This is a genomic window from Ramlibacter lithotrophicus, assembly GCF_012184415.1.
GTDB classification, from domain to species: Bacteria; Pseudomonadota; Gammaproteobacteria; order Burkholderiales; family Burkholderiaceae_C; genus Ramlibacter; species Ramlibacter lithotrophicus.
This window is the reverse complement of the sequence record NZ_VTOX01000007.1, coordinates 221646-244265: the sequence shown is the minus strand read 5'-3', so window position 1 is coordinate 244265 and position 22620 is coordinate 221646. Positions and strand designations below refer to the sequence as shown.

Sequence of the window (22620 nt, the reverse complement as noted above, 5' to 3'; positions counted from 1 at the left end):
AGGAAATGGTCATGCCCGGCGACAACGTGACGATCACCGTCAAGCTGATCGCCCCGATCGCCATGGAAGAGGGCCTGCGCTTCGCCATCCGCGAAGGCGGCCGCACCGTGGGCGCCGGCGTCGTTGCCAAGATCATGGAGTAAACATCGAAGGACACGGTCGCCTGCAAAGCAGGCGATCCGTGTTTTCGTCCGGAGCGTAGCGGTATAGGGGTATAGCTCAATTGGCAGAGCGTCGGTCTCCAAAACCGAAGGTTGTAGGTTCGATTCCTACTGCCCCTGCCACCTGAGTGGCGACCGCCACCACGGCGGACAGTGAAACGCCCCCGCGAGGGGGTAGAACCGAAAACCCGCCGCAGGCGGGTTTGGCGCCTTCAAAAAGCGCTGGAAATCGAAGCAGGAACCCGCCTCACATGGCCACTTCTCAAGTTGAAACCGTCAGCACGGGCGCCGACAAGGCCAAGCTCGGCGCCGCCATCGCATTGGTGATCGCGGCGCTCGCGGGCTTCTACCTGCTGGGCCGCCAGGGGCAACTGGCCCAGTGGGGTGCCCTGGTCCTCGGCCTGGCCGCCGCCTTCGTCGTCTTCATGACGGCGGAAACCGGCAAGCAGTTCGTCGCCTTCGGCCGTGACTCCTGGAAGGAAGTCAAGAAGGTCGTCTGGCCCACCCGCAAGGAGTCGGTGCAGATGACGCTGTACGTCATCGGTTTCTGCGCCGTGATGGCCCTGTTCCTGTGGCTCACCGACAAGACCCTGGAATGGGTGTTCTACGACCTGATCCTGGGCTGGAAGAAATGATGAGCGATTCCACCAACGCCGCCGAAACGAGTTCCGCCGAGTCCCAGGTGCCCGGCGCCGCGGCCAAGGCCGCCAACCCCGACCTGCGGTGGTATGTGGTGCACGCCTATTCCGGCATGGAAAAGGCGGTGGAACGAAACATCCGCGAGCGGATCAATCGTGCCGGCATGCAGGACATGTTCGGCGAGATCCTGGTGCCGACCGAAGAGGTGGTCGAGATCAAGAACGGCCAGAAGCGCACCTCCGAGCGCCGCTTCTATCCGGGCTACGTCCTGGTCCAGATGGTGATGAACGACGACACCTGGCACCTGGTGAAGCACACCAACAAGGTGACCGGTTTCGTGGGCGGCGCGAAGAACCGCCCGGCGCCGATCTCGGAAGACGAAGTCGCCAAGATCCTCGGCCAGATGGAAGAAGGCACGGAGAAGCCGCGCCACAAGGTCGAATTCGTCGTGGGCGAGTACGTTCGCGTCAAGGACGGCCCGTTCACCGACTTCAACGGCACCGTCGAGGAAGTCAATTACGAGAAGAACAAGGTGCGCGTCTCGGTCACGATCTTCGGCCGCGCCACGCCCGTGGAACTGGAGTTCTCGCAGGTCGAGAAAACGTAAACAGAGGATGAGGAGGCTTCTTCGGAGCCTCGTCCCCGGATGTTGATTGCCTTCACGGCTCGGCAATCAACCTTAGCAGGCGAGCCGCCAACCCCGGGGAGCCGAGGCCGCAGGGCCCGGCGCTATCACCCGCAAGGAAATAAACCATGGCGAAGAAAATCGTCGGTTTTGTCAAGCTGCAAGTGCCAGCCGGCAAGGCCAACCCGTCCCCCCCGATCGGTCCCGCGCTGGGCCAGCGCGGCCTCAACATCATGGAGTTCTGCAAGGCGTTCAACGCCCAGACCCAGGGTGTCGAGCCGGGCCTGCCGCTGCCGGTGGTCATCACCGCCTATGCGGACAAGAGCTTCACCTTCATCATCAAGACCCCGCCCGCGACGGTCCTGATCAAGAAGGCCGTGAAGATCGACAAGGGCTCTGCCACGCCGCACAGCAGCAAGGTCGGCAAGATCACCCGGGCCCAGCTCGAGGAAATCGCCAAGACCAAGCTGAAGGACATGAATGCCGCCGACGTCGACGCGGCGATCAAGACCCTGGCGGGTTCGGCCCGCTCGATGGGCATCACCGTGGAGGGCGTGTAAATGGCCAAGCTGACCAAGAAGCAGAAAGCCCTCGAGGGCAAGGTCGACAGCACGAAGCTGTACCCGCTGGCCGATGCGTTCGGCCTCGTCAAGGAATGCGCCAACGCCAAGTTCGATGAGTCGATCGACGTGGCGGTGCAGCTCGGCATCGACCCGAAGAAGTCGGACCAGGTGGTCCGCGGCGCCGTCGTGATGCCCAACGGCACCGGCAAGACCAAGCGCGTGGCGGTGTTCGCCCAGGGCGCCAAGGCGGAAGAAGCCAAGGCTGCCGGCGCCGACGTGGTCGGCATGGACGACCTGGCTGCCCGCGTGAAGGCCGGCGACATGCCGTTCGACGTGGTGATCGCCGCTCCGGACGCGATGCGCGTCGTCGGCGCGCTGGGCCAGATCCTGGGCCCGCGCGGCATGATGCCGAACCCCAAGGTCGGCACGGTGACGCCCGACGTCGCCACCGCGGTCAAGAACGCGAAGGCCGGCCAGGTGCAGTTCCGCGCCGACAAGGCGGGGATCATCCACGCCAGCATCGGCCGCCGCTCGTTCGAGACCGACAAGCTGCAAGGCAACCTGGTCGCGCTGGTGGAGGCCCTGAACAAGGCCAAGCCCGCGACCAGCAAGGGTGTGTATCTGAGGAAAGTGGCGGTCTCGTCGACCATGGGCGTGGGTGTCCGCGTGGACACGCAATCCATCTCGGCGTAATCGCGAGGAATCCGGCGGCGCCGCGAGGCGCCGCCGATGTGGTGGGCCGCCGGAGCCGTTCGCGGGAACGGCGGGCCATCCAAGACCGTTGGCGCGCCGGGGCAGTGGCGCTTAATCAACCAGCCAACGCAGATGGCGATCCCGCTGCAGATGGAATCGAGAGATTTCTTCGAACAGTTGGTCGCTGCAAACCAGGCGTGCCCGAGGGCGAAATCCCGAAGGCACATTCAAAGGAGTAGACCTTGAGTCTGAATCGCAGTGAGAAGCAAGCGGTCGTTGAAGAAGTGACCGGCCTCGCCGCAAAAGCTCAAACGCTGGTGTTGGCGGAGTACCGCGGCATCACGGTCGCCGACATGACGAAACTGCGCAGCCAGGCACGCAGCCAAGGCGTCAGCCTGAGTGTTCTGAAGAACACTCTGGCCCGCCGTGCTGTGGCCGGCAGCCAGTTCGAAGTGGTGGGCGACCAGATGACCGGCCCGCTGATCTACGGCTTTTCCGTCGACGCCGTCGCCGCCGCGAAAGTGGTGGCTGACTTCGCGAAAACCAACGACAAGCTGGTCATTCGCGGTGGTGCGTTCGGTGGCAAGGCCCTCGACGTCAATGGCGTGAAGCAACTGGCCAACATTCCTTCCAAGGAAGTGTTGCTGGCCCAGCTGTGCGGCCTGCTGATGTCGCCGATCTCGCGCACCGCGGTCGTGCTGAAGGCACTGGCAGAGAAGAAGGGTGGCGGCGCGGAAGCGCCGGCTGCCGAAGGCGCCGCTGCCTGAAGTGGCGGAACCATTCGATCAAAACTGTTTCTAGGAAATCAACATGGCATTCGATAAAGACCAATTTCTGACCGCGCTGGACAGCATGACGGTCATGGAACTCAACGATCTCGTCAAGGCGATCGAAGAGAAGTTCGGCGTGAGCGCCGCCGCGATGGCCGCCCCGGCCGCCGGTGGCGGTGGCGCCGCCGCCCCGGCCGCCGAAGAGAAGACCGAATTCACCGTGATGCTGGCCGAAGTCGGCGCCAACAAGGTGTCGGTCATCAAGGCCGTGCGCGAGATCACCGGCCTGGGCCTCAAGGAAGCCAAGGACCTGGTGGACGGCGCGCCGAAGCCCGTCAAGGAAGGCATTGCGAAGGCCGACGCCGACGCCGCCAAGAAGAAGCTGGAAGAAGCCGGCGCCAAGGTCGAACTGAAGTAAGTCGCCCCTGGTTGCCGAGGCTGGAGTGCTCGCAAGGGCCTCCAGCCTTTGCCGTTGACAGAGCGCACCGGAAAACGCCCCGACCTGGCGTTTCCCAGTGTCTTCTGACCCCGACTGCAGAAGACGCCTTGGTTCGGGCGATGTGCAATGCATCGCCGTCCGCCAAGGTTGGTAGTGGCCAACCGACCAAGCCGGCCCGACACCCGTTCGCCCCGGGTGCCCGGGCGACAGTTGCGAAGAGCTCATTAGCCCGGAGATCTCATGGCCTATTCCTATACCGAACGCAAGCGCATCCGCAAAAGCTTCGGCAGCCGCGACAGCGTGCTCGAAATTCCGTACCTCCTGCAGATGCAGAAGGACGCCTACACCGCTTTCCTGCAGGCCGACCTCGCGCCGGGCAAGCGCACCATCGAAGGCCTGCAGGCCGCGTTCAACGCCGCCTTCCCGATCGTCTCGCACAACGGCTTCGTCGAGATGAAGTTCCTCGAGTACAACCTGGCCAAGCCGGCGTTCGACGTGCGCGAATGCCAGACCCGCGGGTTGACCTTCGCCTCGGCCGTGCGCGCCAAGGTGCAGCTGATCATCTACGACCGCGAGTCCTCCACGCCCCAGTCGAAGGTCGTGAAGGAAGTCAAGGAGCAGGAGGTCTACATGGGCGAGGTGCCCCTGATGACGGACAAGGGCTCGTTCATCATCAACGGCACCGAGCGCGTCATCGTCTCGCAGCTGCACCGCTCCCCCGGCGTCTTCTTCGAGCACGACAAGGGCAAGACGCACAGCTCGGGCAAGCTGCTGTTCTCCGCGCGCATCATTCCCTACCGCGGCTCCTGGCTGGACTTCGAGTTCGATCCGAAGGACATCCTGTACTTCCGCGTCGACCGCCGCCGCAAGATGCCGGTCACGATCCTGCTGAAGGCGATCGGCCTGACGCCCGAGTCGATCCTGGCGAACTTCTTCGTCAACGACAACTTCCGCCTGATGGACAGCGGCGCGCAGATGGAGTTCGTCTCCGAGCGCCTGCGCGGCGAAGTCGCGCGCTTCGACATCACCGACAAGTCCGGCAAGGTCATCGTTGCCAAGGACAAGCGGGTCACCGCGCGCCACACCCGTGACCTCGAGCAGTCGGGCACCACGCACATCAGCGTGCCCGAGGACTACCTGATCGGCCGCGTCGTCGCCCGCAACATCATCGATGCGGACACCGGCGAGATCATCGCCAAGGCCAACGACGAGCTGACCGAGGCCCTGCTGAAGAAGCTGCGCGCCGCCGGCGTGCAAGACCTGCAGGTGATCTACACGAACGAGCTCGACCAGGGTGCGTACATCTCGCAGACGCTGCGCATCGACGAGACGGTGGACGAGTTCGCCGCCCGCGTCGCGATCTACCGCATGATGCGTCCCGGCGAGCCGCCGACGGAAGACGCGGTGCAGGCCCTGTTCCAGCGCCTGTTCTACAACCCGGACACCTACGACCTGTCGCGCGTCGGCCGGATGAAGTTCAACGCCAAGGTCGGCCGCAACGAGTCGACCGGCCCGATGGTCCTCACCAACGAGGACATCCTGGCCGTGGTGAAGATCCTGGTCGACCTGCGCAACGGCCGCGGCGAAGTCGACGACATCGACCACCTCGGCAACCGCCGCGTGCGCTGCGTCGGCGAACTGGCCGAGAACCAGTACCGCACCGGCCTGGCACGGATCGAGAAGGCCGTGAAGGAGCGTCTCGGCCAGGCGGAGCAGGAGCCGCTGATGCCGCACGACCTGATCAACTCCAAGCCGATTTCCGCGGCGCTCAAGGAGTTCTTCGGCGCGTCGCAGCTGTCGCAGTTCATGGACCAGACCAACCCGCTGTCCGAGATCACGCACAAGCGCCGCGTCTCGGCCCTGGGCCCGGGCGGCCTGACCCGCGAGCGCGCGGGCTTCGAGGTGCGCGACGTGCACGTCACGCACTACGGCCGGGTCTGCCCGATTGAAACGCCGGAAGGCCCGAACATCGGCCTGATCAATTCGCTGGCCCTGTACGCCCGCCTGAACGAGTACGGCTTCATCGAGACCCCGTACCGCCGGGTGATCGACGGCAAGGTGACGATGCAGATCGACTACCTGTCCGCGATCGAGGAAGGCAAGTACGTGATCGCGCAGGCCAACGCGACGCTGGACGCGGAAGGCCGCCTCACCGGCGACCTGGTCTCGGCCCGCGAGATGGGCGAGTCGATCCTGGTCTCCGCCGACCGCATCCAGTACATGGACGTCTCGCCGGCGCAGATCGTGTCGGTGGCCGCTTCGCTGGTGCCGTTCCTGGAACACGACGACGCGAACCGCGCGCTGATGGGCGCCAACATGCAGCGCCAGGCGGTGCCGGTGCTGCGTCCGGAGAAGGCCTTCGTCGGCACCGGCATCGAGCGCGTCTCGGCGGTCGACTCCGGCACCGTGGTCACCGCCACCCGCGGCGGCGTGGTCGACTACGTGGACGCGACCCGCATCGTGGTGCGCGTGAACGACGAGGAAGCCCAGGCCGGCGAAGTCGGCGTGGACATCTACAACCTGATCAAGTACCAGCGTTCCAACCAGAACACGAACATCCACCAGCGCCCGATCGTCAAGCGCGGCGACCGCATCGCCAAGGGCGACGTGGTGGCGGACGGTGCCTCCACCGACATCGGCGAACTGGCCCTCGGCCAGAACATGCTGGTCGCGTTCATGCCGTGGAACGGCTACAACTTCGAGGACTCGATCCTGATTTCCGAGCGCGTCGTCGCCGACGACCGCTACACCTCGATCCACATCGAGGAGCTGGTCGTGATGGCCCGCGACACGAAGCTGGGCGCCGAGGAGATCACGCGCGACATCCCGAACCTGTCCGAGCAGCAGCTGAACCGCCTGGACGAGTCGGGCATCATCTACGTCGGCGCCGAAGTGCAGCCGGGCGACACGCTGGTCGGCAAGGTCACGCCCAAGGGCGAGACCACGCTGACGCCGGAGGAAAAGCTGCTGCGCGCGATCTTCGGCGAGAAGGCCTCCGACGTGAAGGACACCTCGCTGCGCGTCGACCAGGGCTCGCAAGGCACCGTGATCGACGTGCAGGTCTTCACCCGTGAAGGCATCCAGCGCGACAAGCGGGCGCAGCAGATCATCGACGACGAGCTCAAGCGCTTCCGCCTGGACCTGAACGACCAGCTGCGGATCGTCGAAGCCGACGCGTTCGACCGGATCGAGAAGCTGCTGACGGGCCGCGTCGCCAACGGCGGTCCGCAGAAACTGGCCAAGGGCACCAAGATCGACAAGGCCTACCTGCAGTCGGTCGAGAAGTTCCACTGGTTCGACATCCGCCCGGCGGAAGACGAGGTCGCCTCGCAGCTCGAGTCGATCAAGAACTCGATCGAGCAGCAGCGCCACAGCTTCGACCTCGCCTTCGAGGAAAAGCGCAAGAAGCTGACGCAGGGCGACGAGCTGCCGGCCGGCGTGCTGAAGATGGTCAAGGTCTACCTGGCCGTCAAGCGCCGCCTGCAGCCTGGCGACAAGATGGCCGGCCGCCACGGCAACAAGGGCGTCGTGTCCAAGATCGTCCCGGTCGAGGACATGCCTTACATGGCCGACGGCACGCCGTGCGACATCGTGCTGAACCCCCTGGGCGTGCCGTCGCGGATGAACGTGGGCCAGGTGCTGGAAGTGCACCTGGGCTGGGCGGCCAAGGGCATCGGCCAGCGCATCGGCAACATGCTGCAGCAGGAAGCCCGTGCGGCCGAACTGCGCCAGTTCATGGAGCAGATCTACAACCGCTCCGGCCGCAAGGAAGACCTCGCGGGGCTCTCCGACGCCGACGTGCAGGAGATGGCGCGCAACCTGTCGCAGGGCGTTCCGTTCGCCACCCCGGTGTTCGACGGCGCCTCCGAAGAGGAAATCCGCGCCATGCTGCAGCTCGCCTATCCGGACGAGGTCGCGCAGGCCAAGGGCCTGACCAGGACCCGCACGCAGGCGCACCTGTACGACGGCCGCACCGGCGACCAGTTCGAGCGTCCGGTGACCGTGGGCTACATGCACGTGCTGAAGCTCCACCACCTGGTCGACGACAAGATGCACGCCCGCTCCACCGGTCCGTACTCGCTGGTCACGCAGCAGCCGCTGGGCGGCAAGGCCCAATTCGGCGGCCAGCGCTTCGGCGAGATGGAAGTGTGGGCGCTGGAAGCCTACGGCGCCGCTTACACGCTGCAGGAAATGCTGACGGTCAAGTCCGACGACGTGCAGGGCCGTACCAAGGTGTACGAGTCCATCGTCAAGGGCGAACACGCGATCGAGGCGGGCATGCCCGAGTCGTTCAACGTGCTGGTCAAGGAAATCCGGTCCCTTGGCATCGACATGGAACTGGAACGCTCCTAATTCGCAAGGAATAGAGTCACATGAAATCACTCCTCGACCTGTTCAAGCAGTTCACGCCCGACGAGCATTTCGATGCGATCCGCATCGGCATGGCGTCGCCCGAGAAGATCCGCTCGTGGTCCTTCGGCGAAGTCAAGAAGCCGGAAACGATCAACTACCGCACCTTCAAGCCGGAGCGGGACGGCCTCTTCTGCGCGAAGATCTTCGGCCCGATCAAGGACTACGAGTGCCTGTGCGGCAAGTACAAGCGACTGAAGCACCGCGGCGTCATCTGCGAGAAGTGCGGCGTCGAAGTCACGCAGACCAAGGTGCGCCGCGAGCGCATGGGCCACATCGACCTGGCCGCGCCCTGCGCGCACATCTGGTTCCTGAAGTCGCTGCCGTCGCGCCTGGGCCTGGTGCTCGACATGACGCTGCGCGACATCGAGCGCGTGCTGTACTTCGAAGCCTACGTGGTGACCGACCCCGGCATGACGCCGCTGAAGAAGTTCAGCATCATGTCCGAGGACGACTACGAGGCCAAGCGCAAGGAGTACGGTGACGAGTACGTCGCCAAGATGGGCGCCGAAGGCATCAAGGACCTGCTGATGGGCATCGACCTCGACATCGAGATCGAGAAGCTGCGCGGCGACCTGACCGGCTCCGAAGTCAAGGTCAAGAAGAACGCCAAGCGGCTCAAGGTGCTCGAAGCCTTCAAGAAGTCCGGCATCAAGCCCGAGTGGATGGTGATGGACGTGCTGCCCGTGCTGCCGCCGGACCTGCGTCCGCTGGTGCCGCTGGACGGCGGCCGCTTCGCGACGTCGGACCTGAACGACCTGTACCGCCGCGTCATCAACCGCAACTCACGCCTGCGCCGGCTGCTGGAACTCAAGGCGCCGGAAATCATCGCGCGCAACGAGAAGCGGATGCTGCAGGAAGCGGTGGACTCGCTGCTGGACAACGGCCGCCGCGGCAAGGCGATGACCGGCGCCAACAAGCGCGCGCTGAAGTCGCTGGCCGACATGATCAAGGGCAAGAGCGGCCGCTTCCGCCAGAACCTGCTGGGCAAGCGCGTCGACTACTCGGGCCGTTCGGTCATCGTGGTCGGGCCGACGCTCAAGCTCCATCAGTGCGGCCTGCCGAAGCTGATGGCGCTGGAGCTGTTCAAGCCGTTCATCTTCTCGCGTCTGGAGGCGATGGGCATCGCCACCACCATCAAGGCCGCGAAGAAGGAAGTCGAATCCGGCACGCCGGTGGTGTGGGACATCCTCGAAGAGGTGATCAAGGAGCACCCGGTGATGCTGAACCGGGCGCCGACGCTGCACCGCCTGGGCATCCAGGCCTTCGAGCCGATCCTGATCGAAGGCAAGGCGATCCAGCTGCATCCGCTGGTCTGCGCCGCCTTCAACGCCGACTTCGACGGCGACCAGATGGCCGTCCACGTGCCGCTGTCGGTGGAAGCGCAGATGGAAGCCCGCACGCTGATGCTGGCCTCCAACAACGTGCTGTTCCCCGCCAACGGCGAGCCGTCCATCGTGCCGTCGCAGGACGTCGTGCTGGGCCTGTACTACACGACCCGCGAGCGCATCAACGCCAAGGGCGAAGGCATGATCTTCGCCGACGTCGGCGAAGTGCAGCGCGCGCTCGACGCCGGCCAGGTCGACCTCACCGCGAAGGTGACGGTGCGCCTCACGGAGTGGAACCGCGACAAGGACAGCGGCGAGTTCGTGCCGTCCACCTCGCTGGTGGACACCACCGTCGGCCGCGCCCTGCTGTCCGAGATCCTGCCCAAGGGGCTGCCGTTCTCGAACCTGAACAAGGCGCTGAAGAAGAAGGAGATCAGCAAGCTGATCAACGCCTCCTTCCGCAAGTGCGGCCTGAAGGAGACCGTGGTCTTCGCCGACAAGCTGCTGCAGAACGGCTTCCGGCTGGCGACCAAGGCCGGCATCTCGATCGCCATCGACGACATGCTGGTGCCGCCGCAGAAGCCCGAGATCATCGGCCGCGCCGAGCGCGAGGTGAAGGAGATCGAGCAGCAGTACGTGTCCGGCCTGGTGACGGCCGGCGAGCGCTACAACAAGGTGGTCGACATCTGGGGCAAGGCCGGCGACGAAGTGTCGAAGGTGATGATGGCCCAGCTCGCCAAGGAGAAGGTGCAGGACCGCAACGGCAAGGAAGTGGACCAGGAGTCGTTCAACTCCATCTACATGATGGCCGACTCCGGCGCCCGTGGCTCGGCCGCGCAGATCCGCCAGCTGGCGGGCATGCGGGGCCTGATGGCCAAGCCGGACGGCTCGATCATCGAGACCCCGATCACGGCCAACTTCCGCGAAGGCCTGAACGTGCTGCAGTACTTCATCTCCACCCACGGCGCCCGGAAGGGCCTCGCGGACACGGCGCTGAAGACGGCGAACTCGGGTTACCTGACGCGGCGCCTGGTCGACGTGACGCAGGACCTGGTCGTGACCGAGGAAGACTGCGACACCCGCGAGGGCTCGCTGATGCGCGCCATCGTCGAAGGCGGCGAGGTCATCGAGTCGCTGCGCGACCGGATCCTGGGCCGCGTGGCGGCCGAGGACGTAGTGCACCCGGAAACCCGCGCTGTGATCGCCCCGGCCGGCACCATGCTGGACGAGGACCTGATCGAGGCGCTCGAGGGCGCCGGCGTCGACGAGGTCAAGGTCCGCACGGCGCTGACCTGCGCCACCCGCTTCGGCCTGTGCGCCAAGTGCTACGGCCGCGACCTCGGCCGCGGCGGCCTGGTGAACGTCGGCGAGGCCGTCGGCGTGATCGCCGCCCAGTCGATCGGCGAGCCGGGCACCCAGCTGACGATGCGGACCTTCCACATCGGCGGCGCCGCCTCGCGCGCGGCCATCGCCTCGGCGGTGGAAGCCAAGTCCACGGGCTCGATCGGCTTCAACAGCACGATGCGCTACGTGACGAACAGCAAGGGCGAGCTGGTGGTGATCGCGCGTTCGGGCGAGATCATCATCCACGACGAGCACGGCCGGGAGCGCGAGCGGCACAAGGTGCCGTACGGCGCCACGCTGACGGTGAAGGCCGACCAGCAGGTGAAGGCCGGCACCGTGCTGGCCAACTGGGACCCGCTGACGCGCCCGATCATCACGGAATTCGCCGGCAAGGTGAAGTTCGAGAACGTCGAGGAAGGCCTGACGGTCGCGCGCCAGGTGGACGAGGTCACCGGCCTGTCGACCCTGGTCGTGATCGACCCGAAGCGCCGCGGCTCCGCCAAGGTGGTGCGTCCGCAGGTGAAGCTGATCGACGCCGCCGGCAACGAGGTGAAGATCCCCGGCACCGACCACTCGGTGACGATCGGCTTCCAGGTCGGCGCCCTGATCCAGGTGCGCGACGGCCAGGACGTGGGCGGCGGCGAAGTGCTGGCGCGCATCCCGATCGAAGGCCAGAAGACCCGCGACATCACCGGCGGTCTGCCGCGCGTCGCCGAGCTGTTCGAAGCCCGCTCGCCCAAGGACAAGGGCGTGCTGGCCGAGATGACCGGCACGGTGTCGTTCGGCAAGGAGACCAAGGGCAAGATCCGCCTGCAGATCACCGATCCGGACGGCAAGGTCTGGGAAGAGCTGGTGCCCAAGGAGAAGAACATCCTGGTGCACGAAGGCCAGGTGGTGAACAAGGGCGAATCCGTGGTCGACGGCCCGGCCGATCCGCAGGACATCCTGCGCCTGCTGGGCATGGAAGAACTCGCGCGCTACATCGTCGATGAAGTGCAGGACGTCTACCGCCTCCAGGGCGTGAAGATCAACGACAAGCACATCGAGGTGATCGTTCGCCAGATGCTGCGCCGCGTCGTGGTCGAGAACCCGGGCGATTCGAGCTACATCGGCGGCGAGCAGGTGGAGCGCTCGGAGATGCTGGACACCAACGACGCGCTGCGCGGCGAGGACAAGATCCCGGCGACCTACAGCAACCTGCTGCTGGGCATCACCAAGGCCTCGCTGTCGACCGACTCGTTCATCTCCGCCGCTTCCTTCCAGGAAACGACGCGGGTGCTGACCGAGGCGGCGATCATGGGCAAGCGCGACGAGTTGCGCGGCCTGAAGGAAAACGTGATCGTCGGCCGCCTCATCCCGGCGGGCACGGGCATGGCCTACCACCAGGCCCGCAAGGTGAAGGACCAGATGGACGAGGCCGAGCGCCGCGCCATCGCCGACGCCGAAGCGGCGGAACTGGCCGGTGCGGGCGAAGGCGCGACGGTGCCGGAGACCAGCGAGGACACGCCGGCCGAATGAGCATCCGCTTTCGCGCCGTACACTCGGGCCCCGGATCCTCGCGAGAGGGCCGGGGCCTTTTTCTTGCCGTGATCTCCAACTCCATCCTTTCCTGGACCCTCGCCGCCGTCCTGCTGTTCTGGGCGGTGGGCGCGTACAACCGGCTGGTGCGGCTGCGCGCGGAGGCCCAAACGGCTTTTGCCGGCGTCGAGGCGGAGTTCACCAAACAGGTGGAGCTGGTGAGCAAGCACCTGCCGGGCGCCGAGTTCACGCAGCCGGCGGGACTGGAGGCGGAGAGCACCTTCTGGGCCGGGCTGCAGGGGGCGGCGCGCCAGTTCGCGGCGTCGCTCGCCGCCGTGCGAACCCGGCCGCTCGACGCCAGGCGGATGGCGGCGCTGAACGCGGCCTGCGACGTGCTGGTCGTGGCCTGGGAGACGGCGCAGCGCGACGAGGCGCACGACCTGGCGGGTCCGCGGCTGCCCGACAGCCTGCTCGCGCGGCGGTCGCAACTGGCCTCGCAGACGCACGCGGCGATCGAGCAATTCAACGCCGCCGTAGTCCGCTACAACGAGGCCATCGTCCAGTTCCCGGCGCTCCTGCTGGCCTGGCTGTTCGGTTTCGAGCCCGGTCTGCCACTGGCTGCAAGCCTCGGCGACGTCGCTCCGGCGCGCTGACGACCCCGTTCCCCCGTACTTCTTCGGGGGATTGACCCGTACTCCGTCCGGGTTGTTGCACGGCGGCGAAGGTCTTCAGTATGCTCGGCCTCCCTGGGCCTGTTCACACAGATATCTGTACTCTCGTTCGGCCGAGACGGTGATGATCGGCGTGTGGCCGGAATGGGTACAGACTGGACGTCTGTACCCATTTCGGCCGCGCGCCGAGGGCGCCGTATCGGCCGAACCCTTCGGGCAGCCCCGTATCGGGCCGCATACGTTGTTACGGTCAAAGGCCAATACGTCAGGTATTGGCCTTCGCCCGCGCCTAGCCTGCGGCCCGATACAGGGCTGCGAGAGCATAGATATTTGTGTGAACAGGCCCTAACCCGGGAGCTCATGATGAACGTGCCTGCTTTCGCTCGGTTGCAGTTCCTGCTCGTCGCCGGGGCCGCCGTGGCCACCCTGCCAGCCATGGCGCAGGGCCAGGGGCACGAAGCCCTGTACGTGCGCAGCCTTGCCGCGACCTGCGCCAACTGCCACGGCACCAACGGCTCCGCCACCAAGGGCTCGCAGGTTCCGTCGGTGGCGGGCATGCCGAAGGAATACATGTTGCGGCAGCTGACGGCTTTCAAGGACGGCAGCCGGCCGGCCAGCGTCATGCACCAGATCGCCAAGGGCTTCAGCGACGCCCAGCTCGATCAGATCGCCACCTATTTCGCCGGCTTGAAGCAGTGAGGACCACCATGCAAAGACGCTCGTTCCTGCAGTCTTCCGCGGCGCTGGGCCTGCTCGGGCTCGGCGCCTGCGCCACCACTGGCGTGCCGGCGAAGGCACGCGTCGCCGTCATCGGCGGCGGCTATGGCGGCGCCACGGCGGCCAAGTACGTACGCCTGCTGTCCGACTACCGGATCGACGTGGTGCTGATCGAGCCGAACGAAGCCTTCGTGTCGTGCCCGATCTCGAACCTGGTGATCGGCGGCAGCAGGCAGATTGCCCACATCACCACCCCGTACGACGGCCTGGCCCGCAAGCACGGCGTGCGGGTGGTGCGCGACATGGCCACCGCCGTGGACACGCGGCGCAAGACGATCACCCTGGCCAGCGGCGCGACGATGGCGTACGACAAGTTGATCATGGCGCCCGGCATCGAACTGGACTTTGCCGCCGTCGAGGGCCTGCAGCCGGCACACGCCGCCGGCCAGGTGCTGCACGCATGGAAGGCCGGTCCCGAGACGCTCGCGCTGCGGCGCCAGCTCGAGGCGATGCCCGACGGCGGCGTGTATGCGATCACCGTTCCCGAACAGCCGTACCGCTGTCCGCCGGGGCCGTACGAGCGCGCTTGCCAGGTGGCGTGGTACTTCAAGCATGCGAAGCCGCGCAGCAAGGTCCTGATCCTCGACGCCAACCAGGACGTCACCTCCAAGGGCGCGCTGTTCAAGAAGGTGTGGGCCGGCCAGTACCAGGGGATGATCGAGTACCGGCCGCAGCACAAGGTGGCGGCGGTGGACGCGCGTGCCGGCGTGCTGAAGTTCGAGGTGCAGGACGACGTGAAGGCCAGCGTGCTCAACGTCGTGCCGCCGATGCGCGCGGGCCGCATCGCCGGGCAGTCCGGGCTGGCCAACGTGAACGGGCGCTGGTGCGGCGTCGACTACCTCACCTTCGAATCCGCGGTCGCAAAGGACGTCCACGTGCTCGGCGACTCGATCCAGCTCGCGCCGTTGATGCCCAAGAGCGGCCACATGGCGAACAGCCACGCCAAGGTGGCCGCGGCGGCGGTGGTCGCCCAGCTCGCCGGCTGGCCGGTCAATCCGGCGCCGATGCTGACCAACACCTGCTACAGCTACGTCGACGACCGGAACGTCGTCCACGTCGCGAGCGTGCATTCGTACGTCGCGGCCGAAAAGACCTTCAAGACCGTGCCCGGCTCCGGCGGGCTGAGCCCCGCGCCCAACGAGATGGAAGGCATCTACGCCTGGAACTGGGCGCAGAACATCTGGGCGGACACGCTGGCCTGAGCAGCCGCGCGCCCGATGCCACAATGGCCGGATGACAGGTCCGGCCCCACCCCTCTGGCGGCAGCTTCAGGCTGCCGCTGCCGTTTTGGCAGCGGTGCGGCGGGGCGAATCCGCCACCGCCGCCCTGGAACAGGCGCCCGCCGAGCTGCGTGCCGGCGCGCAGGCGCTGGCGTTCCATGCGCTGCGCCAGCTCGGGCGCGCCGAGGCGCTGCGCCGCCAGCTGGCCAGGCGGCCGCCACCGCCCGACGCCGATGCGCTGCTGTGCGCCGCGCTGGCGTTGTGCTGGCGCGAGGACGAAGCGCCGTACGAAGTGTTCACGCTGGTCGACCAGGCCGTGGAGGCCGCCAAGCGGCAGCCGGCGACCCGCGGACAGGCCAATTTCATCAACGCCTGCCTGCGCCGGTTCCTGCGCGAACGCGACGCGCTGGTCGCCACCACCGACGCCGATCCGGTGGCGCGGTGGAACCATCCGCACTGGTGGATCGCCAGGTTGCGGCGCGACTACCCCCACCAGTGGCAGGACATCCTGGCGGCCAACAACAGCCAGCCGCCGATGACGCTGCGGGTCAACGTGCGCCGGTCCACGCGCGACGCCTATCTGGCGCGCCTGGAGGCCGAGGGCAGCGCCGGGCACGCGGTGGGCGAGCATGGCGTCATCCTGGAGCGGCCTCGCGGCGTGCACGCGGTGCCCGGGTTCGACGCCGGCGTCGTCTCGGTGCAGGATGCGGCGGCGCAACTGGCGGCGCCGCTGCTGCTGCACGGCCTGCGCGCCGGCAGCGCGCCGCTGCGGGTGCTGGACGCCTGCGCGGCGCCCGGGGGCAAGACCGGGCACCTGCTGGAGCTGGCCGATGCCGCGGTACTGGCGCTGGACGTGGATCCCGCCCGCTGCGAGCGGATCGGCGACACGCTGCGGCGGCTGGGCCTGCAGGCGCGCGTCGTCGCGGCGGATGCGGCCGATCCTTCCGCATGGTGGGACGGCGAGCCCTTCGACGCGATCCTGCTCGATGCGCCGTGTACCGCGTCGGGGATCGTGCGCCGCCACCCCGACGTGCGGTGGCTGCGCCGGGAGAGCGACATAGACCGGCTCGCCCAGGTCCAGGCCCGGTTGCTGGCCGTGCTCTGGCCGCTGCTCAAGCCGGGCGGGCGGCTGCTCTATTGCACGTGCTCGGTGTTTCGCGAAGAAGGCGAGGCCCAGGCGCGAACGTTTCTTGCGCACAACAGCGACGCTCTTTCGCTGGGCGCGCCCGGCCATTTGCTGCCCCAGGGCGGCTCAAAGGGCAAGCCGCTCCGGGACAATCAGCCAGGTGATCACGACGGCTTCTATTTCGCCCTGCTGGAGAAGGCGGGTCCCGGGCGCGCTGCGCCGGGGGCTTGAGCTGCTGGCGGCGGCAGCCCTCGCGCTGGCTTTGCTGGCGCTGGCGCCGGCCGTGCACGCCCAGTCCGGCAATGCCGAAATCACCCAGCTGCGGGTGGAACTCGCCGAGGAGGGGGTGCTGCTGTCGGCCAGCGTGCGCTTCGACCTGCCGCCGGTGATCGAGGATGCGCTGGCCAAGGGCATTCCGATGTTCTTCGCGACCGAAGCCGTGCTGTTTCGCGATCGCTGGTACTGGTACGACAAGCAGATCGTCACGGCGGCCCGCCACATGCGCCTGTCCTTCCAGCCGCTGACGCGGCGCTGGCGCCTGGTGGTTTCGACGGCGCCGATCGGCAACTCGGGCGGGCTCGGGCAGACCTTCGAGACACGTGAGGAAGCGCTCGCTGCCGTGCAACGCGTGTCCCGGTGGAAAATCGCGGACCTGCAGGACCTCGATCCTCAGCTGCAGTACAACGTCGACTTCCGGTTCCGCCTCGACGTCTCGCAGCTGCCGCGGCCGTTCCAGATCGGCGCCGTGGGCCAGTCGGAGTGGAGCATCAGCGCCGTGCGCAACCTGGCCGTGCCGGCCGAGAGCGCGCGATGAGCACCGCGCCGGCGAGCGCCGACCAGCGCTACCCGCTGCGCAGCTCGCGCGCCTTCCGCTGGGGCATGTTCGTCGCCGTGGCGGTGATCATGGCGATCGGCATCGTGCTGATGTTCCTGCTGACCCAGGCCACCGGCAACCGCGAGCTGTACGAGCGCAACTACGGCCGCCTGTTCGTCATCAACGTCGCCGTCGCCGCGTTGCTGCTGCTGGTGATCGCCTGGATCGCGGTCCGGATGGTGTCCCGGCTGCGCCAGCGCAAGTTCGGCAGCCGCCTGCTGGTGAAGCTGGCCGCCATCTTCGCGCTGGTGGGTTTCCTGCCGGGATTGCTGATCTATGTGGTGTCCTACCAGTTCGTGTCGCGGTCGATCGAGAGCTGGTTCGACGTCAAGGTCGAAGGGGCGCTCGAGGCCGGGCTGAACCTGGGCCGCGTCACACTCGACACGCTGGCCAGCGACCTGGCCAACAAGACCCGGTCGGCGGCGCAGGAGCTCGCGGACACGCCTGCCGCCATGGCGCCGCTGGCCCTGGAGCGCCTGCGCGAGCAGCTTTCCGCTTCCGACGTGGTGCTGTGGAGCGGGACCGGCCAGCTGGTCGCGAGCGCCGGCCAATCGCGCTTCCAGCTCAATCCGGAACGACCCAGCAACCAGCTGCTGCGCAACGTGCGGTCGCAGCGCGCGGTGGCGGTGATCGAAGGCCTGGACGACCCGGGCGGCCTGAACAACACCCGCATCAAGGCGCTCGCCGTCGTTTCCCCGCCGACGGTCGGCCTGCTGGCCGAGCCGCGCATCCTGCAGGTGACCCAGATGCTGCCGTCGCCGCTGGTGGCCAACGCCATTTCGGTGCAGGAGGCCAACCGCGAGTACCAGCAGCGCGCCCTCGGGCGCGAGGGCTTGCGCCGCATGTACATCGGCACGCTGACGCTCAGCCTGTTCCTGGCCGTCTTCGGCGCCGTGGTGCTGGCCATCGTCCTGGGCAACCAGCTGGCGCGGCCGCTGCTGGTGCTGGCGGCGGGCGTGCGGGAGGTGGCCGCAGGCGACCTGTCGCCCAAGCCGGCGCTGCAGGGCAAGGACGAACTGGGCGGCCTCACCCGGTCGTTCGCGGAGATGACGCAGCAGCTTGCCGATGCGCGGGCGGCGGTCGACAAGAGCATGGTGCAGGTGAACGCGGCGCGCGCCCACCTGCAAACCATCCTGGACAACCTCACGGCCGGCGTGGTCGTGCTGGACGAGCAGGGGCGCATCCTGACCGCCAACCCCGGCGCGACGCGGATCCTGCGCGTGCCGCTGGCGGCGTGCGAGGGCCGGCCCCTGGCGAGCGTCGAGGGGCTGGAGACGTTCGGCGCGGCCGTGCAGCAGCAGTTCGACGACTACCTGGCCGAGCGCCGGCAGCATGGCCTGGACCATTGGCAGCAGTCCTTCGAACTTGGCGCGGTGGGGGCCGGCGCACCCGGCAACGTGGTGACGCTGGTGGCGCGCGGCGCCGAAATGCCGGGCGAGCAGCCGGGCCGGACGGCGCGGCTGCTGGTGTTCGACGACATCTCGGAGATCGTTTCCGCCCAGCGCGCGCAGGCCTGGGGCGAGGTGGCGCGGCGGCTGGCGCACGAGATCAAGAATCCGCTGACGCCGATCCAGTTGTCCGCGGAGCGGATGGAAAAGAAGCTGGCGGGCAAGCTCGCGCCGGCGGAGCAGGCGCTGATGACCAAGTCGGTGCAGACCATCGTCGACCAGGTGGACGCGATGAAGCGGCTGGTCAACGAGTTCCGCGACTATGCCCGCCTGCCGGCCGCCGAGCTGAAGCCGCTCGACCTGAACGCGCTCGTCAGCGACGTGCTGCACCTGTATGCGCGCGAGGGCGACGGCGAGCATCCGTCGCACGTGCCGGTGCGGATGGAGCTGGACGCCCGCTGCCCGCCGATCCTCGGCGATGCGCAGCAGCTGCGCCAGGTGCTCCACAACCTGCTGCAGAACGCCCAGGACGCGACCGAAGGCGCGGCCGTGCGCCAGGTGGCGGTGAAGACGCAATGGAACGAGGGCAGTCGGCGCACCCGGCTGATCGTCCAGGACAGCGGCAGCGGATTTCCCGAGCACATCCTCAAGCGCGCTTTCGAGCCGTACGTCACCACCAAGGCCAAGGGAACCGGGCTGGGGCTGGCAGTCGTGAAAAAAATCGCGGATGAGCACGCGGCCCGCGTCGATCTGAAGAATCGTGTGGAAAACGGCCTCGTGCTGGGCGCGCAAGTGTCGTTATCATTCCCGGTTGCGGCATAGCAACACTTCCGTGGCGCGGCCGCCGCACCATCAGGACATCAATGGCAAACATACTGGTCGTCGACGACGAGCTGGGCATCCGCGACCTGCTCTCGGAGATCCTCAACGACGAGGGACACAACGTCGAGCTGGCGGAGAACGCGGCCCAGGCCCGCGCGGCCCGCAGCCGCACCCGGCCGGACCTGGTGCTGCTGGACATCTGGATGCCGGACACCGACGGGGTCACGCTGCTGAAGGAATGGTCGACCACGGGCCTGCTGAGCATGCCGGTGATCATGATGAGCGGCCACGCCACGATCGAGACCGCTGTCGAGGCGACCAAGATCGGCGCCCAGTCGTTCCTGGAAAAGCCGATCACGATGCAGAAGCTGCTGAAGGCGGTGGAGGCGGGCCTCTCGCGCAACCAGCCGGCGCTGGCGCGCAAGCCCGGGGCGCCGGCGAGCCTGCCGATGACGCCGGCCGAGTTGACCGTGGAAGCCGCGATGACCGGCGGGCAGCCGCTGCCGCCGGTCGTCGACATGGGCCCGCAGGCGCGACAGCTGTTCGAGCTGGACAAGCCGCTGCGCGATGCGCGCGACGACTTCGAGAAGTCCTACTTCGAGTTCCACCTGGCCAAGGAAGGCGGCTCGATGACGCGCGTGGCCGAGAAGACCGGCCTGGAGCGCACGCACCTGTATCGCAAGCTGAAGCAGCTGGGTGTCGACCTGTCGCGGGGCAAGCGTGGCGGCTGATATATAATCAGCGGCTTCCGGCCCGGTAGCTCAGTTGGTAGAGCAGCGGATTGAAAATCCGCGTGTCGGTGGTTCGATTCCGCCCCAGGCCACCAAAAAATGACGCCTCGGCAGCTCCACGCTGTCGAGGCGTTTTCTCATTGCGGGCGGCAGGTCGCCGAGGCCTCATTCCCCCCACTGCAGCGAGTGCGTGATCCGCCAGCTGCCGTCCATCTGCGTGGCGGCGGTCACCCAGACGATGGCCTGGCACGGCTTGCAGGTCGCGGAGCAGGAAAACTTCGCCACCGCCCGGCTGCTGGGTGCGTCGACGAGGCCGTAGTCGAAGTCGAGTGCCATCGCACTCAGCTCGGGGTGGCTCTTCACGTGGCCGAAGATCCTTTCCGCGGCGGGGGCCACGTCCCAGAACCGGTCCTTGCTTGGTACATGTTCCATGTCGCTTCGTCTTGCAGGCATCCGCGTCGCTACACCGATCCCGCAGGCGCATGTCCGTGGTCGTCGTCCTCGTACCCCGTGATCATGGCCTTGATGTGGGCGGTGGGCGTGTGGCCCAGCGTGGCCAGGTACGGATGGAAGAACATGTAGAAGACGAAGAAGATGAAGATCAGCACGTGCACCGTGTCGACCACCCGCACCCCGCCGACCATGTCGATGTACGGCTGGAAGCGCTTGACGTCCCACAGCATCAGGCCGGTGGCGAACTGCAGCGGCAGCAGGAACAGCATCAGGATCTGGTAGAGCATGCGCTGCAGCGGGTTGAACTTGTTGTACGGGTCGATGTGGTGCGGATTGGGCTCGCCGCGGAACATCCCGTACCCGTAGTACAGCATCTGCTTGAGCGACTGGTCGGCCAGCTTGACGATGTTGAACTCGGGGTGGTAGGCCTTGTTCCTGTCCGAGAACAGGTAGAACAGCAGCCAGATGAAGAAGTTGGCGATCAGCGCGAAGGCCACCCAGTTGTGCACCACGACGGCGGTGCGGAAGGACATCAGGCTGAAGAGGTCCAGGTAGCGGATCTGCACCCCGGTCACGATCAGGATGATGAACATCAGCGCGTTGGCCCAGTGCCAGATGCGGACGGGCAGCGGATTGACATAGACCTTGGTCATGGTGACTTCCTTACTTCGATCCGGATGATTCGCCCTGCTGCGCGGCGGCCGCCTTGGCACGCTGGCGCCTGGAGAGCAGCTTCATGGTCAGGTGGGCGCCTGGCAACGCGATGCCGGCGGCCAGCACCATCACCAGCAGTACGTCCAGCAGCTTGATTCGGGTGCTGCCGATCGCGTAGAAGCCGCCGATCGAGCCGATCGACTCCACCGAGGTCAACACGCCTTTGCTAGCTTCGTGGCGCAGCGGCCGGCCGTCGGGGCCAGCCATGCTCACGGTCACGGCCTGGAACGACGTGGCGCCCTGGCGGTGGCAGGTGTCGCAATCCTTGATCGCGAGTGCCTTGGCCGCCAGCTGGTGCGCCTGCTCGCCGGTCTGCACTTCGAGCCGGCCGCGCAGCACCATCTTGCCGGCCGATCCGTTCTGGTTGAATTCCTGCAGCATGCTCCACAGGGCGCGCGCGTCGAGGCCGCCGGTGCCGTTTCCGTTGGCCCAGTTCGCGAGCTTCACGAACTTCGGCACGCCCACCTTGTCGGTCGACTGGTGCGGGGCTGCGCCTTCGTACAGCCGCAGGTTCACGCGCCGGGTGGCATCGGGCGTGTGGCACGCCGGGCAGGAAATGGCTTCCAGGTGGCGGTCGGCATTGGGCAGCCACTCGGCGTGGGTAGCCGCGGTTTCCTTGTGGCAGGACAGGCACTCCTTGCGCATGTTGTCGGCGAACGCGGCGGCCTTCACGTTGTGGGTGCGGTGGCAGTCCTTGCAGGCCAGCGCCTCGTCGCCGGTGCTGCCGTGCACGCTCTGGGCGAACGCCTTCGACACACCTTCGTGGCACTTCTGGCAGACCACGGGTTCGCTGCTGGCTTCGGCCTGGTCCTTCAGGGAGGTCGCCGTGTGCGGGTTGTGGCAGTCGGAGCACAGCGGCGCCTTGTCGCTGCCGGTGCGCACCAGGGCCGAGTGGACGCTGTCGTCGTACTGCTTCACCGCCTTCTTGTGGCAGTCGGCGCACTGGTCCTTCATCTCGAGCGCCAGCGCGCGGCGGCTGGCGATCTTGCGCGGCTGCTTGTCGTGGCCTTCTTCGAGACCCGAGTGGCAGGCCTCGCAGCCCTCGCCGCCGTGCACCGACTGCGCGAACGCCTTGGGCGCGACCGCCAGCGACAGCTTCTCGCCGCTCGCCAGCATCTTGGGCTGCGCGGGGCGGGCGTGGCACTCGAGGCAGGCCTTGTCCTCGGCGGACAGTTCGGCGACCTTCGCCGCGGCCTTGGCGGCGGCGGGGGACGGGGCGGCATGGGCGGAGGCGCCGGCGAACGAAAGCGCCAGCGCCGCGACGACGCCGGCGACGGCGCCGGCGAGGCGAGGCCAGTTCGCGCTGGCGCCCGCGGTGCGGCAGGATGTCATGGAGTCCTCTTGCATGAAAGTC

Annotated in this window: 19 protein-coding genes and 2 tRNA genes; 18 read left to right on the top strand and 3 right to left on the bottom strand. The window is 67.1% G+C overall.

The genetic code is table 11. The annotated features are described in order from the left end of the window. From RAMLITH_RS18790 to RAMLITH_RS18705, 18 genes are all read left to right on the top strand, one after another. On the top strand, nt 1–143 hold a 143-nt coding region (locus RAMLITH_RS18790; RefSeq protein ID WP_475493628.1), incomplete at its 5' end, for an EF-Tu C-terminal domain-related protein. Between the two features lie 65 nt (nt 144–208). Next, nucleotides 209–284 (top strand) — tRNA-Trp (locus RAMLITH_RS18785). A gap of 128 nt (nt 285–412) precedes the next feature. Then, nucleotides 413–796: a preprotein translocase subunit SecE gene (secE, locus tag RAMLITH_RS18780; RefSeq protein WP_168108973.1), complete on the top strand. Its 384-nt coding sequence runs from the start codon at nt 413–415 to the stop codon at nt 794–796. After that, the gene (gene nusG / locus RAMLITH_RS18775; RefSeq protein WP_168108972.1) at nt 796–1407 is read left to right on the top strand and encodes a transcription termination/antitermination protein NusG; all 612 of its coding nucleotides are present in this window, start codon (nt 796–798) and stop codon (nt 1405–1407) included. Before secE ends, nusG begins: the two co-directional genes overlap by 1 nt. A gap of 146 nt (nt 1408–1553) precedes the next feature. After that, on the top strand, nt 1554–1985 hold the full coding sequence (rplK, locus tag RAMLITH_RS18770) for a 50S ribosomal protein L11 (protein WP_168108971.1): 432 nt from the start codon (nt 1554–1556) through the stop codon (nt 1983–1985). Further along, on the top strand, nt 1986–2681 hold the full coding sequence (rplA, locus tag RAMLITH_RS18765; RefSeq protein ID WP_168108970.1) for a 50S ribosomal protein L1: 696 nt from the start codon (nt 1986–1988) through the stop codon (nt 2679–2681). Between the two features lie 242 nt (nt 2682–2923). Then, nucleotides 2924–3448, top strand: coding sequence for a 50S ribosomal protein L10 (gene rplJ / locus RAMLITH_RS18760; RefSeq protein ID WP_168108969.1), 525 nt, complete (start codon nt 2924–2926; stop codon nt 3446–3448). Nucleotides 3449–3491: 43 nt separating this feature from the next. After that, entirely contained in the window at nt 3492–3869 is a 378-nt protein-coding gene (gene rplL / locus RAMLITH_RS18755; RefSeq protein WP_168108968.1) for a 50S ribosomal protein L7/L12, read from the top strand. Nucleotides 3870–4130: 261 nt separating this feature from the next. Continuing rightward, a complete protein-coding gene (rpoB, locus tag RAMLITH_RS18750) occupies nt 4131–8243 on the top strand; it encodes a DNA-directed RNA polymerase subunit beta (RefSeq protein ID WP_168108967.1) in 4113 nt (1370 codons plus the stop codon). A 20-nt stretch (nt 8244–8263) separates the two neighbouring features. Then, nucleotides 8264–12490 carry a DNA-directed RNA polymerase subunit beta' gene (gene rpoC / locus RAMLITH_RS18745; RefSeq protein ID WP_168108966.1) on the top strand — a complete coding sequence of 1409 codons (4227 nt, stop codon included), beginning with the start codon at nt 8264–8266 and terminating at the stop codon, nt 12488–12490. Between the two features lie 68 nt (nt 12491–12558). Continuing rightward, complete coding sequence (locus RAMLITH_RS18740; protein ID WP_337786179.1) at nt 12559–13143, top strand: LemA family protein; 585 nt, start codon at nt 12559–12561, stop codon at nt 13141–13143. A 381-nt stretch (nt 13144–13524) separates the two neighbouring features. Continuing rightward, complete coding sequence (locus RAMLITH_RS18735) at nt 13525–13860, top strand: c-type cytochrome (RefSeq protein WP_168108965.1); 336 nt, start codon at nt 13525–13527, stop codon at nt 13858–13860. An 8-nt stretch (nt 13861–13868) separates the two neighbouring features. Further along, a complete protein-coding gene (locus RAMLITH_RS18730; RefSeq protein ID WP_168108964.1) occupies nt 13869–15140 on the top strand; it encodes an NAD(P)/FAD-dependent oxidoreductase in 1272 nt (423 codons plus the stop codon). A 31-nt stretch (nt 15141–15171) separates the two neighbouring features. Then, nucleotides 15172–16515, top strand: a complete 1344-nt coding sequence (gene rsmB, locus RAMLITH_RS18725) for a 16S rRNA (cytosine(967)-C(5))-methyltransferase RsmB (protein WP_168108963.1) — start codon at nt 15172–15174, stop codon at nt 16513–16515. 52 nt (nt 16516–16567) lie between these two features. After that, entirely contained in the window at nt 16568–17098 is a 531-nt protein-coding gene (locus RAMLITH_RS18720) for a DUF4390 domain-containing protein (RefSeq protein WP_337786178.1), read from the top strand. Continuing rightward, a complete protein-coding gene (locus tag RAMLITH_RS18715) occupies nt 17095–19368 on the top strand; it encodes a sensor histidine kinase (protein ID WP_168108962.1) in 2274 nt (757 codons plus the stop codon). Before RAMLITH_RS18720 ends, RAMLITH_RS18715 begins: the two co-directional genes overlap by 4 nt. 41 nt (nt 19369–19409) lie before the next feature. Continuing rightward, on the top strand, nt 19410–20099 hold the full coding sequence (locus tag RAMLITH_RS18710) for a response regulator (RefSeq protein ID WP_168108961.1): 690 nt from the start codon (nt 19410–19412) through the stop codon (nt 20097–20099). Nucleotides 20100–20118: 19 nt separating this feature from the next. Then, nucleotides 20119–20194, top strand: a tRNA-Phe gene (locus RAMLITH_RS18705). 70 nt (nt 20195–20264) lie between these two features. On the opposite strand, the gene RAMLITH_RS18700 is transcribed toward RAMLITH_RS18705, so the two are convergent. From RAMLITH_RS18700 to RAMLITH_RS18690, 3 genes are read right to left on the bottom strand one after another with little or no spacing between them, the layout of a single operon-like run. Next, nucleotides 20265–20531 carry a hypothetical protein gene (locus RAMLITH_RS18700; RefSeq protein ID WP_168108960.1) on the bottom strand — a complete coding sequence of 89 codons (267 nt, stop codon included), beginning with the start codon at nt 20529–20531 and terminating at the stop codon, nt 20265–20267. A 29-nt stretch (nt 20532–20560) separates the two neighbouring features. Then, nucleotides 20561–21205 (bottom strand): cytochrome b/b6 domain-containing protein, encoded by a 645-nt coding sequence (locus tag RAMLITH_RS18695; protein WP_168108959.1) that lies wholly within the window; start codon nt 21203–21205, stop codon nt 20561–20563. A 10-nt stretch (nt 21206–21215) separates the two neighbouring features. Then, nucleotides 21216–22598: a cytochrome c3 family protein gene (locus tag RAMLITH_RS18690; RefSeq protein WP_168108958.1), complete on the bottom strand. Its 1383-nt coding sequence runs from the start codon at nt 22596–22598 to the stop codon at nt 21216–21218. Nucleotides 22599–22620 lie beyond the last annotated feature (22 nt).